General features: G+C 69.6%; 12 protein-coding genes. 11 read left to right on the plus strand and 1 reads right to left on the minus strand.

Translation table 11 applies throughout. The features are described from left to right. Positions 1–7: 7 nt before the first annotated feature. From J2X34_RS20165 to proB, 9 genes are all read left to right on the plus strand, one after another. The gene (locus J2X34_RS20165; RefSeq protein WP_114719037.1) at positions 8–2,668 is read left to right on the plus strand and encodes a valine--tRNA ligase; all 2,661 of its coding nucleotides are present in this window, start codon (positions 8–10) and stop codon (positions 2,666–2,668) included. Then, complete coding sequence (gene folC / locus J2X34_RS20170) at positions 2,665–4,095, plus strand: bifunctional tetrahydrofolate synthase/dihydrofolate synthase (protein ID WP_114719038.1); 1,431 nt, start codon at positions 2,665–2,667, stop codon at positions 4,093–4,095. Before J2X34_RS20165 ends, folC begins: the two co-directional genes overlap by 4 nt. Further along, on the plus strand, positions 4,092–4,493 hold the full coding sequence (locus tag J2X34_RS20175) for a DUF4233 domain-containing protein (protein WP_114719039.1): 402 nt from the start codon (positions 4,092–4,094) through the stop codon (positions 4,491–4,493). Before folC ends, J2X34_RS20175 begins: the two co-directional genes overlap by 4 nt. 18 nt (positions 4,494–4,511) lie before the next feature. Continuing rightward, positions 4,512–4,931 carry a nucleoside-diphosphate kinase gene (gene ndk, locus J2X34_RS20180; RefSeq protein ID WP_114719040.1) on the plus strand — a complete coding sequence of 140 codons (420 nt, stop codon included), beginning with the start codon at positions 4,512–4,514 and terminating at the stop codon, positions 4,929–4,931. Positions 4,932–5,385: 454 nt separating this feature from the next. Beyond that, positions 5,386–8,652 (plus strand): translation initiation factor IF-2 N-terminal domain-containing protein, encoded by a 3,267-nt coding sequence (locus J2X34_RS20185; RefSeq protein WP_429519388.1) that lies wholly within the window; start codon positions 5,386–5,388, stop codon positions 8,650–8,652. A 267-nt stretch (positions 8,653–8,919) separates the two neighbouring features. Next, positions 8,920–9,231 carry a 50S ribosomal protein L21 gene (rplU, locus tag J2X34_RS20190; protein ID WP_005512259.1) on the plus strand — a complete coding sequence of 104 codons (312 nt, stop codon included), beginning with the start codon at positions 8,920–8,922 and terminating at the stop codon, positions 9,229–9,231. Positions 9,232–9,266: 35 nt separating this feature from the next. Beyond that, the gene (rpmA, locus tag J2X34_RS20195) at positions 9,267–9,530 is read left to right on the plus strand and encodes a 50S ribosomal protein L27 (protein WP_013416501.1); all 264 of its coding nucleotides are present in this window, start codon (positions 9,267–9,269) and stop codon (positions 9,528–9,530) included. 179 nt (positions 9,531–9,709) lie between these two features. Then, the gene (obgE, locus tag J2X34_RS20200) at positions 9,710–11,170 is read left to right on the plus strand and encodes a GTPase ObgE (RefSeq protein ID WP_114719042.1); all 1,461 of its coding nucleotides are present in this window, start codon (positions 9,710–9,712) and stop codon (positions 11,168–11,170) included. Next, entirely contained in the window at positions 11,167–12,267 is a 1,101-nt protein-coding gene (gene proB / locus J2X34_RS20205) for a glutamate 5-kinase (protein WP_114719043.1), read from the plus strand. Before obgE ends, proB begins: the two co-directional genes overlap by 4 nt. Positions 12,268–12,276: 9 nt before the next feature. On the opposite strand, the gene J2X34_RS20210 is transcribed toward proB, so the two are convergent. Beyond that, entirely contained in the window at positions 12,277–13,095 is an 819-nt protein-coding gene (locus tag J2X34_RS20210; RefSeq protein WP_429519403.1) for an NAD-dependent protein deacetylase, read from the minus strand. A 70-nt stretch (positions 13,096–13,165) separates the two neighbouring features. Here J2X34_RS20210 and J2X34_RS20215 point away from each other — a divergent pair, with 70 nt between their 5' ends. Both J2X34_RS20215 and J2X34_RS20220 read left to right on the plus strand, forming a co-directional pair. Next, positions 13,166–13,639 carry a VOC family protein gene (locus J2X34_RS20215; RefSeq protein ID WP_114719045.1) on the plus strand — a complete coding sequence of 158 codons (474 nt, stop codon included), beginning with the start codon at positions 13,166–13,168 and terminating at the stop codon, positions 13,637–13,639. Positions 13,640–13,784: 145 nt separating this feature from the next. Beyond that, positions 13,785–15,689: a YhgE/Pip domain-containing protein gene (locus J2X34_RS20220; protein WP_114719382.1), complete on the plus strand. Its 1,905-nt coding sequence runs from the start codon at positions 13,785–13,787 to the stop codon at positions 15,687–15,689. Positions 15,690–15,694 lie beyond the last annotated feature (5 nt).

Below are 15,694 nucleotides of genomic sequence, written 5' to 3' on the forward strand. Positions count from 1 at the left end.
TTGGGGGGTGACCAGTGCGCCAGAGACTCCCCAGAACCCCGCAGACGCCCTCCCCAAGAGCTGGGATCCCAGTGCGGTAGAGGCCGACTTGTATCAGGGCTGGGTAGACGCCGGTTACTTCACGGCCGACCCGTCGAGCGACAATCCCGGCTACTCGATCGTGCTGCCGCCGCCGAACGTCACCGGCAGCCTCCACATGGGCCATGCGCTCGACCACACCCTGATGGACGCGCTGTGCCGCCGCAAGCGCATGCAGGGCTTCGAGGTGCTGTGGCTGCCCGGCATGGATCACGCCGGCATCGCGACGCAGACGATCGTCGAGAAGCAGTTGGCCGCGGACGGCAAGAAGAAGGAAGACTTCGGCCGCGAGCAGTTCATCGAGAAGGTCTGGGACTGGAAGCGCGAGTCCGGCGGCACCATCCAGGGCCAGATGCGTCGCATCGGCGACGGCGTCGACTGGTCCCGCGACCGCTTCACGATGGACGAGGGCCTCTCGCGCGCCGTCCAGACCATCTTCAAGCGCCTGTACGACGACGGCCTCATCTACCGCGCCGAGCGCCTCGTCAACTGGTCGCCGGTGCTGCAGACCGCGATCTCGGACATCGAGGTGAAGTTCGAGGAGGTCGAGGGCGAGCTCGTCTCGCTGCGCTACGGCTCGCTGAACGACGACGAGCCGCACGTCATCGTCGCGACCACCCGTGTCGAGACGATGCTCGGTGACACCGCGGTCGCCGTCCACCCCGAGGACGAGCGCTACAAGCACCTCGTCGGCACCACGCTCGAGCACCCCTTCACCGGCCGGCAGATCCCGATCATCGCCGACGACTACGTCGACCCCGCGTTCGGCACCGGCGCCGTGAAGATCACGCCCGCGCACGACCCCAACGACTTCGAGATGGGCGTCCGGCACAGCCTGCCGATGCCCACCATCATGGACAAGACCGGCAAGATCGCCGACACCGGAACGCAGTTCGACGGCATGGACCGCTTCGAGGCCCGCGTGAAGGTCCGCGAGGCGCTCGCCGAGCAGGGCCGCGTCGTCGCCGAGAAGCGCCCGTACGTGCACAGCGTCGGCCACTCCGAGCGTTCGGGCGAGACCATCGAGCCGCGGCTGTCGATGCAGTGGTGGGTCAAGGTCGATGCGCTCGCCAAGGCCGCCGGTGACGCGGTTCGCAACGGCGACACCGTCATTCACCCTGCCAGCCAGGAGCCGCGCTGGTTCGCATGGGTCGACAACATGCACGACTGGTGCATCTCGCGCCAGCTGTGGTGGGGCCACCGCATCCCGATCTGGTACGGACCGAACGGCGAGGTGCAGTGCTTCGGCCCGGACGAGACCGCACCCGAGGGCTGGGAGCAGGACCCCGACGTCCTCGACACGTGGTTCTCGTCGGGCCTGTGGCCGTTCTCCACGATGGGCTGGCCCGACAAGACCCCCGAGATCGAGAAGTTCTACCCCACCAGCGTTCTCGTCACCGGCTACGACATCCTGTTCTTCTGGGTGGCCCGGATGATGATGTTCGGCACGTACGTGGCCGGCGACGACGCGGTGGGCGGCGGCAAGGTGCCGTTCCAGGACCTGTTCCTGCACGGCCTGGTCCGCGACCAGTTCGGCAAGAAGATGTCGAAGTCGCGCGGCAACGGCATCGACCCGCTCGACTGGGTCGACCGCTTCGGCGCCGACGCGCTGCGCTTCACGCTCGCCCGCGGCGCCAACCCGGGCAGCGACCTCGCCGTCGGTGAGGACCATGCGCAGTCGTCGCGGAACTTCGCGAACAAGCTGTTCAACGCCACCAAGTTCGCGCTGATGAACGGTGCCGTCGTCGCGGACCTGCCGGCGCGCGATCAGCTCACCGACGCCGACCGCTGGATCCTGGACCGGCTCGAGCAGGTCCGTACCGAGGTCGACGAGGCATTCGAGAAGTTCGAGTTCTCCAAGGCGTGCGAGGCGCTCTACCACTTCGCGTGGGACGAGGTGTGCGACTGGTACCTCGAGCTCGCCAAGGTGCAGCTGGCGGAGGGCTCCGACCACGCCGAGGGCACCAAGGCGGTCCTCGGAAACGTCCTCGACACGCTGCTGCGGATGCTGCACCCGGTGATCCCGTTCGTCACCGAGACGCTGTGGAAGGTGCTCACCGGTGGCGAGTCCGTCGTGATCGCCGACTGGCCGACCGCCACCGGCGTTGCCGCGGATCCCGTTGCCGCGCAGCGGATCGAGGACATGCAGCGCCTCGTCACCGAGGTGCGTCGTTTCCGCAGCGACCAGGGCCTCAAGCCGTCGCAGAAGGTGGCCGCGCGCCTGTCCGGTGCGGCCGACGCCGACGTCGAGGGCCAGCTCGCCTCGGTGGCGGCACTCGCCAAGCTCACCGAGCCCGCCGACGGCTTCTCCGCGACCGCCTCGGTCGAGGTGCGCCTGAGCAAGGCCACCGTGACCGTGGAACTCGACACGTCGGGCACCGTCGACCTGGGCGCCGAGAAGAAGCGTCTGGAGAAGGACCTCGCGGCCGCCGAGAAGGAGCTTGCGGGCACCACCGCGAAGCTGTCCAACGAGGCGTTCCTCGCGAAGGCCCCCGACGCGGTCGTCGACAAGATCCGCGCCCGTCAGCAGGTGGCGCAGGAGGAGATCGCCCGCATGTCCGCACGTCTGAAGGAGCTGGGCGGAGCGTGAGCACCGAACGCCCGGGAGATCCCACCCCGGTCGACCTCGCCGAACTCGCGCTCGTCGAGGCGGAACTGGACAAGCGCTGGCCCGAGACCAAGATCGAGCCGTCGCTGACCCGGATCTCCGCGTTGATGGATCTGCTCGGCTCGCCGCAGCTCAGCTACCCGGCCATCCATGTCGCCGGCACCAACGGCAAGACGTCGGTGACGCGGATGATCGACGCCCTGCTCACCCACCTGCATCGGCGGACCGGCCGGACCACCAGTCCGCACCTGCAGCTGGCGACCGAGCGGATCAGCATCGACGGCGCGCCGATCCCGGTGCGCACCTACATCGACACGTACCGCGAGCTCGAGCCGTACATCGCGATGATCGACCGGCAGTCCGAGGCTGCCGGTGGTCCCGCGATGAGCAAGTTCGAGGTCACCACGGCGATGGCCTACGCCGCCTTCGCGGAGGCGCCGGTCGACGTCGCGGTCGTCGAGACCGGTCTGGGCGGCAAGTGGGATGCCACCAACGTCATCGACGCCCAGGTCGCGGTGATCACGCCGATCGGGCTCGACCACGTCGAGTACCTGGGCCCCGACCTCGAGTCGATCGCGGGGGAGAAGGCCGGGATCATCAAGAAGGGTCGCGAGAGCGGAGTCGAGGGCGTCGCCCCGATCGACACCGTCGCGATCATCGCCGAGCAGAGCCCCGAGGTGATGGACGTGCTGCTGCGCCGGGCCGTCGAGGCGGACGCAGCGGTGGCGCGTGAGGGCTCGGAGTTCCGGGTGCTGCGTCGGCAGATCGCGATCGGCGGCCAGCAGCTCGAGCTGCAGGGCCTCGGCGGCGTGTACGAGGACATCTTCCTGCCGCTGCACGGCGAGCACCAGGCGCGCAACGCGTCGCTCGCGCTCGCCGCGGTCGAGGCGTTCTTCGGCGCCGGACCCGACCGGCAGCTCGACGCGGATGCGATCCGTGCGGGCTTCGCGTCCGTCGTCAACCCGGGCCGTCTCGAACGGGTCCGCAGCGCGCCGACCGTGTTCCTCGATGCCGCGCACAACCCGCACGGGGCGCAGGCCCTGGCGGCCGCGCTGGTTGCCGAGTTCGACTTCCGCAAGCTCGTCGGTGTCGTCAGCGTCATGGGGGACAAGGACGTCGACGGCATCCTCGACGCACTCGAGCCTGTATTCGACGAGCTCGTCGTCACGCACAACGGATCGCCTCGGGCGATGGATGTCGAGGACCTCGCGAACCGTGCCGTGGCACGGTTCGGCGACGAGCGGGTCGTCGTCGCGCCCACCCTGGCCGACGCGCTCGAGACCGCGATCGGGCTGGCCGAGGAGGTCGCCGAGCCCGGTGAGGCAGTCTCGGGGGCGGGCGTCGTCGTCACCGGTTCGGTCGTCACCGCGGGCGTTGCCCGCTCCCTGTTCGGAAAGGACCCCGCGTGAGCGACACCCCAGAACCCCAGTTCCAGCCGCCGGCGAAGGATCCGTGGAAGGGCTTCCGCGGTGTGATGGCGGGAACCCTCATCCTCGAGGCGATCGTGGTGCTGTTGGCGCTGCCCGTCGTTGCCGTCGTCAACTCGAAGGGCCTGACGTGGGCGTCGGGCCTGTACATCTGTGTGCTGGCGCTGCTGATGATCCTGGGCGCCGGAGTGCAGGGACGACCGTGGGCGATGAAGTTCAACCTCGCGCTGCAGGTTCTCACGATCCTCGGCTTCTTCATCGACACCGCGCTCGGCGTGATCGGTCTTCTGTTCGGTGCGGTGTGGCTGTACATCGTGTACCTGCGCAAGGACATCGCGCGCCGGATCGAGCGGGGTCTGCTGCCGGGGCAACGAGACTGACCGTCTAGGCTGTTCGCCGTGACTGAGCGCACCCTGGTACTGATCAAGCCCGACGGCGTGGCCCGTGGCTATGTCGGCGAGATCCTCTCCCGCATCGAACGCAAGGGTCTGACCATTGCGGCGATGGAACTGCGGACGGCGCCCGGCGATGTCGCCGCGACGCATTACGCCGAACACGAAGGCAAGCCGTTCTACCCGGGGCTGCTCGACTTCATCACCTCCGGGCCGCTCGTGGCCGCTGTGCTCGAAGGCCCGCGCGCGATCGCCGCGTTCCGTCAGATCGCCGGCGGTACCGACCCGGTCGAGAAGGCGGTCCCCGGCACCATCCGTGCCGACCTGGCCCTCGACGGCGGACAGAATCTGGTCCACGGATCCGACTCCGTCGAGTCGGCCGAGCGTGAGATCGCGCTCTGGTTTCCCCAGCTCGCTCGGGCCTGAGGCCCACAACTCGGGACGCTCCCGGGCCGTCGTGCCCGCGGAGCGTCCCTTTGTTTTGCCACCTACCGGTGCGCCGATGAGAGGACACCCGGCCCAGGTGTGGGATACTGAAATCGGTCGGACCGCAATTTTGCTCCACGCGGATCCGATCGGATGACACCACGGTGCGAAGCCCGTCATCGCTGCCCTACCGGCGCAGGTAATCCCTGTTCCGTGCGGCACGCTGGATGATCAGGCGCTCACGTCGTGAACGGTCAGGCGCTCGCGCCGTGGATCGCCGCCATCCAGCCAGGCACCGCGCGATTCCGCAGTGATTAACGGACACTGTGAACCACGTGGAGCGAGACCATACAATCTCGTACCCCCGGTGCGAGTACACAACCATCGCCCCCGCGCGGCCGCGTCACATCCGATGAAAGACGGGTGGACGCGCCCGGGGGCTCGAGGAGAATACGTGGCCGATCAAGCGCCGCCCGAAACTGTTCAGGAACCGATCGCGGAAGCGTCGGTCGACCCGAGTACCACCCCGGTGCTCCCCGAGAAGATCCGCGTGCACGCGCTCGCCAAGCTGCTCGGTGTCACGAGCAAGCAGGTGCTCGCGGAGGCCGCAGCGCTGGGCACCGAGTTGCGCAGCGCGCAGTCCAGCCTCCAGCGCGATATCGCCGAGCGCATCCACGCCACCGTGTCCGGTGCCGCGCAGACCGCTCCGGCGGAGCCTGCCGCCGAGCCTGTCGTGGAGACCGCCTCCGCCGAGGCTGCCCCGGTCGAGCCCGAGCCCGCCGCGGAGCCCGCGCCCGCCGAGAAGCCCGCGCCCCGCAAGCGGGCGCGCAAGAAGGCCGCCCCGAAGGTCGAGGTCGCCGCAGAGCCGGTGATCGAGGCCGCCACCGAGACCGAAGCCCCCGCCGAGGCCACGCCCGTCGAGTCGGCCCGCTCCGGCGACGACTTCACCGGGCTCTTCACCAACGTCGAACTCGGCACCGAGCACGAGTCGGCCGCCGCACCCGCGGTGGTGCAGGCCCCGCTGTTCCTCCAGCCCGAAGCGGCCGCCGCCGAGACCGCACCGCGTCGTCGTCGCAGCCGTCGCGCGGCCGCCGCCCCCGAGGTGACCGACGAGTCGCAGACCGCGGCCGACGAAGCCGCGCCGGCCGCCGTCGCCGAGGACGCGGAGGCGACCTCCGGTGCCCGGGAAGACACGGAGAGCACCGAAGACACCGAAACCGCCGCGGGCGCCGAGAGCGCCGAGAGCGCCGACGGCGGGGAGAGCGAGGGCGGCGAGCAGCAGCGCCGCCGTCGTCGTGGACGCCGTGGCCGCGGTCGCGGCCGTGGAGAGCAGCAGGCCGACGGCGCCGAGTCGGACGACACAGACGAGGCCGACAAGGCCGACAACGCCGAGAAGACTCACGAGGCCGACAAGGCGACGGCTTCCGAGGACGACGCCGTGGAAGCGGCCGAGGCTCCCGAGTCCGCCGAGGACGAGCACGCCGAGTCGGACGAGTCCGGCGACAGCAGCCGTCGTCGTCGCCGCCGCCGTCGGCGCAAGGGCGGCAGCGACGGGGAGGTCTCGTCCGAGGACGATCCGCCGAACACCGTCGTCCACGAGCGTGAACCGCGCAACAAGGCCCGCGCCGTCAAGGACGAGGTCCAGGGCATCAGCGGCTCGACGCGGCTCGAGGCCAAGCGTCAGCGCCGTCGTGACGGCCGCGACGCCGGCCGTCGCCGTCCCCCGATCCTGAGCGAGTCCGAGTTCCTGGCACGCCGCGAGGCGGTCGACCGGGTCATGGTTGTCCGCGAGAAGGTCGGCGGCACCAACCCGGCGGCATCCACGCAGGTCGCGGTCCTCGAGGACGGCGTTCTGGTGGAGCACTTCGTCACGGGGTCGTCCTCGTCGTCGATGGTCGGCAACGTCTACCTCGGTCGCGTCCAGAACGTGCTGCCCAGCATGGAGGCCGCGTTCATCGACATCGGGCGTGGCCGCAACGGCGTGCTTTACGCCGGTGAGGTCAACTGGGAGGCGGCCGGTCTCGGCGGCAATTCCCGCAAGATCGAACAGGCCCTGCGGCCCGGCGACCAGGTGCTGGTCCAGGTCAGCAAGGATCCGGTCGGTCACAAGGGCGCGCGCCTGACGACGCAGATCAGCCTGGCCGGACGATTCCTGGTGTACGTGCCGGGTGGCACGTCGACCGGTATCAGCCGCAAGCTGCCCGACACCGAGCGCAAGCGCCTCAAGGAGATCCTCCGCGAGATCGTCCCGGCCGACGCCGGTGTGATCATTCGCACGGCGTCCGAGGGCGTCAGCGAGGAAGAGTTGTCGCGCGACGTCACCCGACTGCAGACGCAGTGGGCGACCATCGAGGAACAGGCCGCGAAGGCGAAGGAGGGCAAGTCGGGCACGCCGCAGGCGCTGTACGAGGAGCCCGATCTGCTTGTGAAGGTCGTCCGCGACCTGTTCAACGAGGATTTCTCGAAGCTCGTGATCGAGGGCGAGAAGGCCTGGAGCACGGTCGAGACCTACATCAAGACCGTCGCACCGGATCTGCTGCCGCGGGTGGAGCGGCACGTCGTGGAGTCCGGCACCCCGGACGTCTTCGAGACGCATCGCATCGACGAGCAGCTCGCCAAGGCGCTCGACCGCAAGGTGTGGCTGCCCTCGGGTGGCACGCTGGTGATCGACCGCACCGAGGCGATGACCGTCGTGGACGTCAACACCGGCAAGTTCACCGGTGCCGGCGGCAATCTCGAGGAGACGGTCACCCGTAACAACCTCGAAGCGGCCGAGGAGATCGTGCGGCAGATGCGCCTGCGCGACATCGGCGGCATGATCGTCGTCGACTTCATCGACATGGTGCTCGAGTCCAACCGCGATCTCGTCCTGCGTCGACTCACCGAGGCACTCGGTCGGGACCGCACGCGGCACCAGGTATCCGAGGTCACGTCGCTCGGCCTGGTCCAGATGACCCGCAAGAAGCTGGGCACCGGACTGGTCGAGGCATTCTCGACGACGTGTGAGCACTGCCACGGTCGCGGGATCATCGTGCACAGCGAACCCGTCGAGGTGAAGTCGACCGACGACGGTGGCCGGGGCCAGTCCAAGGAGTCGGGTGGCCGCAAGAAGCGCGGTCGTGACCGCGCCGCCGCGGCTGCGCCGGAACCCGTGGCAGACGGGCAGCAGGCGCATCCGCACCCGAGTCCGGAAGAGTCGGCTGCGGACGCGACCGTGAAGCGGGCGCATCCGGTGGCGCTCGCGATGGCCTCGCATCACGGCGAGCACGAGTCGCATCCGGACGAGCACGCGTCGCACGAGGCCGGGGTCGAACTCGAACCCCAGGCGAAGTCCGAGCCGAAGCCCGAACCCGAGACGAAGCCCGAACCCGAGACGCCCGCGGCGTCCGACGCCGACACGGAGAAGGAGGCGGCCCCCCGGGGACGCCGCCGCAGCCGGCGGGTGTCCCGTGCGGCAGCCGCCCCGGTCGGTGAGACCTCCGACACGGGAACGGTGTTCGTGATTCCGGTCACGGAGCCCGAGTCCGCTCCGGAGCCCGAGTCGGTGCCGTCCGCTGCCCCCGAGGCGTCCAAAGAGGCGGCTCCTGCGGTCGCAGAGGCGTCAGTGGAGGCAGCAGGGCCCTCGGAGTCGTCGGACGGTGAGGTGCCCCCGGCACGTCGTCCGCGCCGCCGTCGTGCCGCTGCACGTCCCGCGGGCCCGCCGGTGGATGCCGAGGCCTGACGAATACCGTGGTAGGCCGCCGCTCCGTATGTGACACGGGGCGGCGGAGTGCCACATCGGGACCGGTCGACCGGCCAGTTTGACCCTGACGGTCGCCGTCCCGTAATCTTGACCGGTCGCTACCCGGCGATACCGCTCTGCTGCGCCCGATTTGGGCATACCACGGGCGCGCAAGGGGTAGCCGCCACACCAGACCAGTCGCGCAGCACTGAAAGCCTTTAGGGCAGCGGCGCGAGCACGTTCGAAGTAGCAAGGGGTAGCCGTCCGATGGCAACGTACGCGATCGTCAAGACCGGCGGAAAGCAGTACAAGGTCGCTGTTGGTGACCTCGTCAAGGTCGAGAAGATCGAGGGTGAGCCCGGCACCGCTGTCTCGCTTGCCCCGGTCCTCGTGGTCGATGGGTCCGAGCTGACCACCGACGCCGACAAGCTGGCGAAGATCTCCGTGACCGGTGAGGTCGTCGAGCACACCAAGGGCCCGAAGATCCGGATCCACAAGTTCAAGAACAAGACCGGCTACCACAAGCGCCAGGGTCACCGTCAGAAGCTGACGGTCCTCAAGGTCACCGGCATCAAGTAGCTCGAGCTTTTCACCGATTCCTGGAGGGATTCGACATGGCACATAAGAAGGGCGCATCCAGCTCCCGTAACGGTCGCGATTCAAACGCACAGCGACTCGGCGTCAAGCGCTTCGGCGGCCAGTCCGTCAGCGCCGGTGAGATCCTCGTGCGCCAGCGTGGCACCCACTTCCACCCCGGCGTCAACGTCGGTCGTGGCGGTGACGACACCCTGTTCGCTCTCGCTGCGGGCGCCGTCGAGTTCGGCACCAAGCGCGGGCGCAAGACCGTGAACATCGTTCCGGTCGCGGCAGAGGCCTAGGTCTGCTGCCACTTACGGTTCGGACTCGGTGACGAGTCCGATTCCGTTCCGATCTCCCAGTAGGGGCGGGCCAGGGTCTCAAACCCTGCCCGCCCCTACTGTCGTTTTCACCGCAGTGCGTCGTCTCCGTCACACTGCATCAACCGCAAGATCTTTGACTGAGGAAGGATCCGGCAGTCATGTCCCGATTCATTGACCGCGTGGTGCTGCACGTCAGCGCCGGAAAAGGCGGCAATGGTTGCGCCTCCGTCCACCGCGAGAAGTTCAAGCCGCTCGGCGGCCCCGATGGTGGAAACGGTGGTCGCGGCGGGGATGTCGTGCTCGAGGTGGACGGCAACGTCCACACCCTTCTCGACTTCCACTTCCATCCCCGCGCGAAGGCGACCAACGGCACCCAGGGGATGGGTGGCAACCGTGAGGGTGCCAACGGCTCCGATCTGACCCTCAGGGTGCCCGACGGCACCGTCGTCCTCGACAAGGCGGGCAACATCCTGGCCGACCTCGTCGGGGTCGGTACCCGATTCGTCGCAGCCCGTGGCGGTCGCGGTGGCCTCGGCAACGCCTCGCTGGCGTCCAAGGCGCGCAAGGCCCCGGGCTTCGCGCTGCTCGGCGAGGACGGCGAGGAAGGGGACCTGGTCCTCGAGCTCAAGTCCGTCGCCGACGTCGGGCTGGTGGGCTTCCCGTCCGCCGGCAAGTCGTCGCTGGTGTCCGTCCTGTCCGCTGCCAAGCCGAAGATCGGCGACTACCCGTTCACGACGCTCCAGCCGAACCTCGGTGTGGTGTCGAGTGGTGACACGACGTTCACGGTGGCCGACGTGCCGGGGCTGATCCCGGGGGCCAGCCAGGGTCGTGGCCTCGGCCTGGACTTCCTGCGGCATCTCGAGCGGTGCGCGGTGCTCGCGCACGTCGTGGACTGCGCGACCCTCGAGCCGGGTCGGGACCCCATCTCCGACGTCGACGCGCTCGAGGCCGAGTTGGCGGCGTACCAGCCCGCGCTCCAGGGCGACGCCGGCCTCGGTGACCTCGCCGACCGGCCGCGCATCGTGATCCTCAACAAGGCCGACGTGCCCGAGGCCGCCGAGCTCGCCGAGATGGTGACCCCGGACTTCGAGGCCCGCGGCTGGCCGGTGTTCACGATCTCCGCGGTGAGCCGAGACGGATTGCGGCCCATGACCTTCGCGCTCGCGAAGATGGTTGACGACTACCGCGAGGCGCATCCCAAGGCGGAGCCGAAGCGGCAGGTGATCCGTCCGATCGCCGCGAAGGAGACCGGATTCAGCGTCATTGCCGACCCGGAGAACCCGGGCGGCTTCATCGTCCGCGGCACCCAGCCCGAGCGGTGGGTGCGACAGACGGCGTTCGACAACGACGAGGCCGTGGGCTACCTGGCGGACCGCCTGGCCCGCCTCGGCGTCGAGGACGAGTTGGTCAAGCAGGGCGCCGAGCCCGGCGCGTTCGTGACCATCGGCGACGTCGGCTTCGAATGGGAGCCGCAGACGGCGGCGGGCGTGGACATCGTCCGCACCGGCCGCGGCACCGACGCGCGACTGGACCAGGTCGACCGCATCGGAGCCGCCGAACGTAAGCATGCGCAGCGGGCGCGGCGCGGACTGCCGAGTGAGGATCCCAAAGACAAGTGAGTGAGACCAGAGCCTCCATCGCGTCGGCGCGCAGCATCGTCGTCAAGATCGGGTCGTCGGCGATCACCAGCCTGATCGGCGGACTGGATGTGGGCCGGCTCAACCTGCTGGCGGACGCGCTCGAGGCGCGGATGCGGGCCGGGTCCGACGTGGTCGTCGTCTCGTCCGGCGCGGTCGGCGCGGGCCTGGCGCCGCTCGGGTTGACCCACCGCCCAAGGGATCTCGCGACCAAGCAGGCTGCGGCGAGCGTGGGTCAGCTGGCGCTGGCCCACGCGTGGGGTACGTCGTTCGCGCGGTACGGCCGCACCGTCGGTCAGGTGCTGCTCACCGCCGACGACATCGCCCGTCGCACGCAGCACCGCAACGCGCAGCGCACTCTCGACCGGTTGCGGGCGCTACATGCGGTCGCGATCGTCAACGAGAACGACACCGTCGCGACCACCGAACTGCGGTTCGGTGACAACGACCGGCTCGCTGCGCTGGTCGCGCACCTGGTGGGTGCGGACGCGCTGGTGCTGCTCTCCGATGTCGACGGACTGTACGACGGTGATCCCCGAAAGGGCGGGGCCACACTGATTCCCGAGGTCAACAGCCCCGAGGATCTCGACGGTGTGGTGGCCGGCTCCGGGGGCGCGCTCGGCACCGGCGGGATGGCGTCCAAGCTCTCCGCCGCGCGTCTGGCCGCCGATTCGGGTGTCCCGGTGCTGCTGACCGCGGCCTCCGACGCGGCGACCGCCCTCACCACCGCCGATGTCGGCACGGTCTTCGCGGCTCGGCCGCATCGCATGTCGGCGCGCAAGTTCTGGGTGCGTCATGCGGCCGACACCCAGGGCGCGCTGCACCTGGACGCCGGCGCGGTACGGGCAGTCGTGGAGCGTCGGCGATCGCTGCTGCCGGCCGGCATCACCGCGGTCGGCGGCCGCTTCTACGGCGGCGACGTGGTCTCGCTGATCGGCCCGGAGGAACGTCCGGTGGCACGCGGCGTGGTGGCGTACGACTCGACCGAGATCGAGGAGATGCTGGGGCGCTCGACCACGGATCTGCCGGCGGACATGCACCGCCCGGTGGTCCACGCCGACGATCTGGTGCCGCTGTAGCGAGCCCGATCAGCCTGGCAGGGCGGCGACGAGGGACTGCAGGACCTCGGAGCTGCCCTGCTCGAGTTTGAGGGCGGCGAACTCGTCGCCGCGGGTGGTACCGCGGTTGACGATGACGATCGGGATGCGGTCGCGGGCGGCGCGGCGCACGAATCGCAGCCCGGACATGACGGTGAGCGACGAGCCGACGACCAGCAGGGCGTCGGCGTCGGTGACTATCTGGAACGACGCCGCGACCCGCGGTTTCGGGACACTCTCGCCGAAGTACACGATGTCCGGTTTGAGCATGCCTCCGCACGCGGCGCAGTCGACCATCCGGAAGTGCTCGGTGCTCTCGACGACAGCGTCGGCATCGGGGGCGATCTCCACACCGCTTGTGGCGGCGACGGTCTCGGCGAAGCCGGGGTTGGCGGCGTCGAGGCGCTCGGCGAGCGTCATCCGCGACATCCGGTTGCCGCAGTCGAGGCAACGGACCTGCGCATAGCTGCCGTGCAGATCGATGACGTGCCGGCTGCCGGCCTTGGTATGCAGCAGGTCGACGTTCTGGGTGATCACGCCGTGCACGACGCCGGCGTTCTCGAGTGCCGCGAGCGCGCGGTGGCCCGCGTTGGGCCGGGCCGCATCCATGTGCCGCCACCCGAGGTGATTGCGGGCCCAGTAGTGCCGCCGGAACGACGGGTCGCCGACGAACTGCTGGTAGGTCATCGGGTTGCGCGGGGGAGAGTCGGGTCCGCGGTAGTCCGGGATCCCGGAATCGGTGGAGATGCCCGCGCCGGTCAGTACGCACACGCGACGGCCGCGGAGCAGGTCGAGCATTCGGTCGATCACCCGATCCAGGGTAGGCGCGTGTCCGATCCGTTCAATCCACGACCGCCGTCGGCGTTCGAGAATTGTCGCCATGACCACAGTGAAACCGATCCCCGACGGATACCGAACCCTGACGCCGTACCTGGCCGTCCCCGACGGGGACGCCGCCCTGAACTTCTACGTCCGCGGTCTGGGCGCGGTGATCGTCGACCGGATGGACGCCCCGGACGGCACCGTGATGCACGCCGAGATCCGGATCGGCGACTCGATGCTCCAACTCTCCCAGGAGATGCCGGACTTCGGGCTGAAGGCGCCCGAGCAGGGTTGGGTGCATTCGTCGCTCGTCGTGTACGTCGAGGACACCGACGCGTTCGTCGACGCCGCCGTGCGTGCGGGCGCGCACCTGATCACGGCCGTGGCGGACACCTTCTCGGGTGACCGGCACGGGGTGTTCCTCGACCCGTTCGGCCACCGCTGGGCCGTCTGCACCCGGGTCGAGGACGTCCCACCGGAGGAGGTGGCCCGCCGGGCGCGGGAGCTGTTCTTCCCCGACCCCGTGAGCTGATCGGCCGATCGGGGTGGGCAATTTCGTGAAAGCGCCCACCCCGAGGTCCGGCACTCTCTATCGTGTCCGATTTGGACGTATGTCCAGCGTCGTCGGCGGCCACACGTTCGTCCGGCGCGCCTCGGACCACGAGAGAGAGCCCTTCATGGTGCCAACCCAGAGCAGTGCCGCAGGCCCGTCGGCTCGCCGCGCTCACGTGATTCGCACGATCCTCGCGATCGTCGTGATCGCGCCGCTGTCCTTCGCGGCGTTCTACATGTGGGCCCTGTGGGATCCGGGCGACACCGTGAACCGGATGCCCGTCGCGATCGTGAACTCCGATGCGGGCGCCGACGTCGACGGCACTCGCATCGTCGCCGGAGACGAGGTAGTGGCCGCCCTCGTCGAGAGTGGCGACGTCTCGTGGAAGGTGGTCTCGCCGCAGGAAGCACAGACCGGTGTCGACGATGGCACCTACTACTTCTCCGTCGTCATCCCGGAGACGTTCAGCGCCGACGTCGCGAGTGCCGCGACGGGGAACGGGCGCAAGGCCCAGCTCGACGTCGTCTACAACGACTACAACAGCCTCGTCGCGACTCCTGTCGGCGAGAGCGTGATGGCACAGGTGCGGTCCGCGGTCTCCGAGTCGATCGGTGAGCAGTCCGTCGACCAGGTCCTCGTCGGACTCGGCGACGTGGGCAAGGGGATGGGTGAGGCGGCCGCCGGCGCGCAGCAGCTCTCCGACGGCACCGGAGAGGCCCTGGCCGGCACCAACCAGCTGTACGCGGGCAGTCAGGAGCTCGCGACCGGACTCGGGCAGGCGAACGCGGGAGGCAGGGAACTCGCCACCGGCGCGGGCCAGCTCGCGACGGGCGCCGACGAAGCGGCCGCCGGATCTGGTGAACTCAGCGCCGGGTTGAACCAGCTCGTCGGTGGCACCGACGAGCTCGGTGCCGGCGCCAAGCAGATCAGCGAGATCGTCGACATGGTGACCGGCCCCGTGCTGGCCATCGTCGGTGAGTCGGGCGAGATCGGCGGTCAGCTCGCGGAACTGCGGGACGGGGCACGCGAACTCGCGCGTCAGCTCACCGACCCGACGGCCGACTACCGCGGCGGCCTGATGGCGGCCACGGCGGGCGCGGGCGAGCTGAACTCGGGGCTCGGCCAGCTCTCGCAGGGCGCGCACCAGCTCGCGACCGGTGCGAACGAACTGTCGGCCGGGCTCGGGCAGCTCGCCCCCGGCAGTGTCCAGCTGCGTGACGGCCTCGGCGAACTCTCGAAGGGCGTCGGCCAGCTCGACGAAGGCAGCACCCAGCTCGCGACCGGACTGTCCGACGGCGCCAAGCAGGTGCCGCAGTTCAGCGAGCAGGAGCGCGCCACCACCGCGAACCTGCTGTCCTCGCCGGTCGCGGTTGCCGAACGCAACCCCAACCCGGCCGCCGGGTTCGGTCCGGGCGCCGTGCCCGCGGTGATGTCCGTGCTGCTGTTCCTCTGCGGCATCCTGATGTGGTTCGTGGTCCGACCGCGGCCGGGCCGCCCGCAGCGCGTCCACGCGGGCGTCGTCCGGGAGGGCCTGCGCCGCTACCGGATCCCGGCGCTGGTGACCCTCGTCGCGGCCCTGACGCTGTCGGTGGTGGCGTTCGTGGTGGCCGATGTGGACCCGCCGAGCGTGGTCGCGATGATCGCGGTGATGATCCTGGTCGGCGCGGCGGCGGTCGCGTCCGGTCGGCTGTTCACCGTCGTCTTCGGTGCGGTCAACGGCACCTTCATCGCGCTCGGCGCGTTGATGATCCAGATCTTCGCGTTCGGCGCGGTCTATCCGATCGAGCAGATGCCGACGCCGGTGCAGTGGCTGCACGCGCTGATGCCGCTGACGTGGGCCCGCAACGCAATCCGCATGGTGCTCGTCGGCTACTACGGGCCGCGCTTCTGGATCGCGGTCGCCGCACTCGCCGCGCTCGTCGTCGTGGCGGTGGCCTTCACCATCTGGTGGCGCCGCCGGCAGGAACCGGCGGCGGACGAGATTCCCCCGATGGAGGATCCGACCATCGAGATGCAGCGGATCGGCTGATCCCT

The sequence above is a fragment of the Rhodococcus sp. BE178 genome, assembly GCF_050433545.1.
Classification (GTDB): Bacteria; Actinomycetota; Actinomycetes; order Mycobacteriales; family Mycobacteriaceae; genus Prescottella.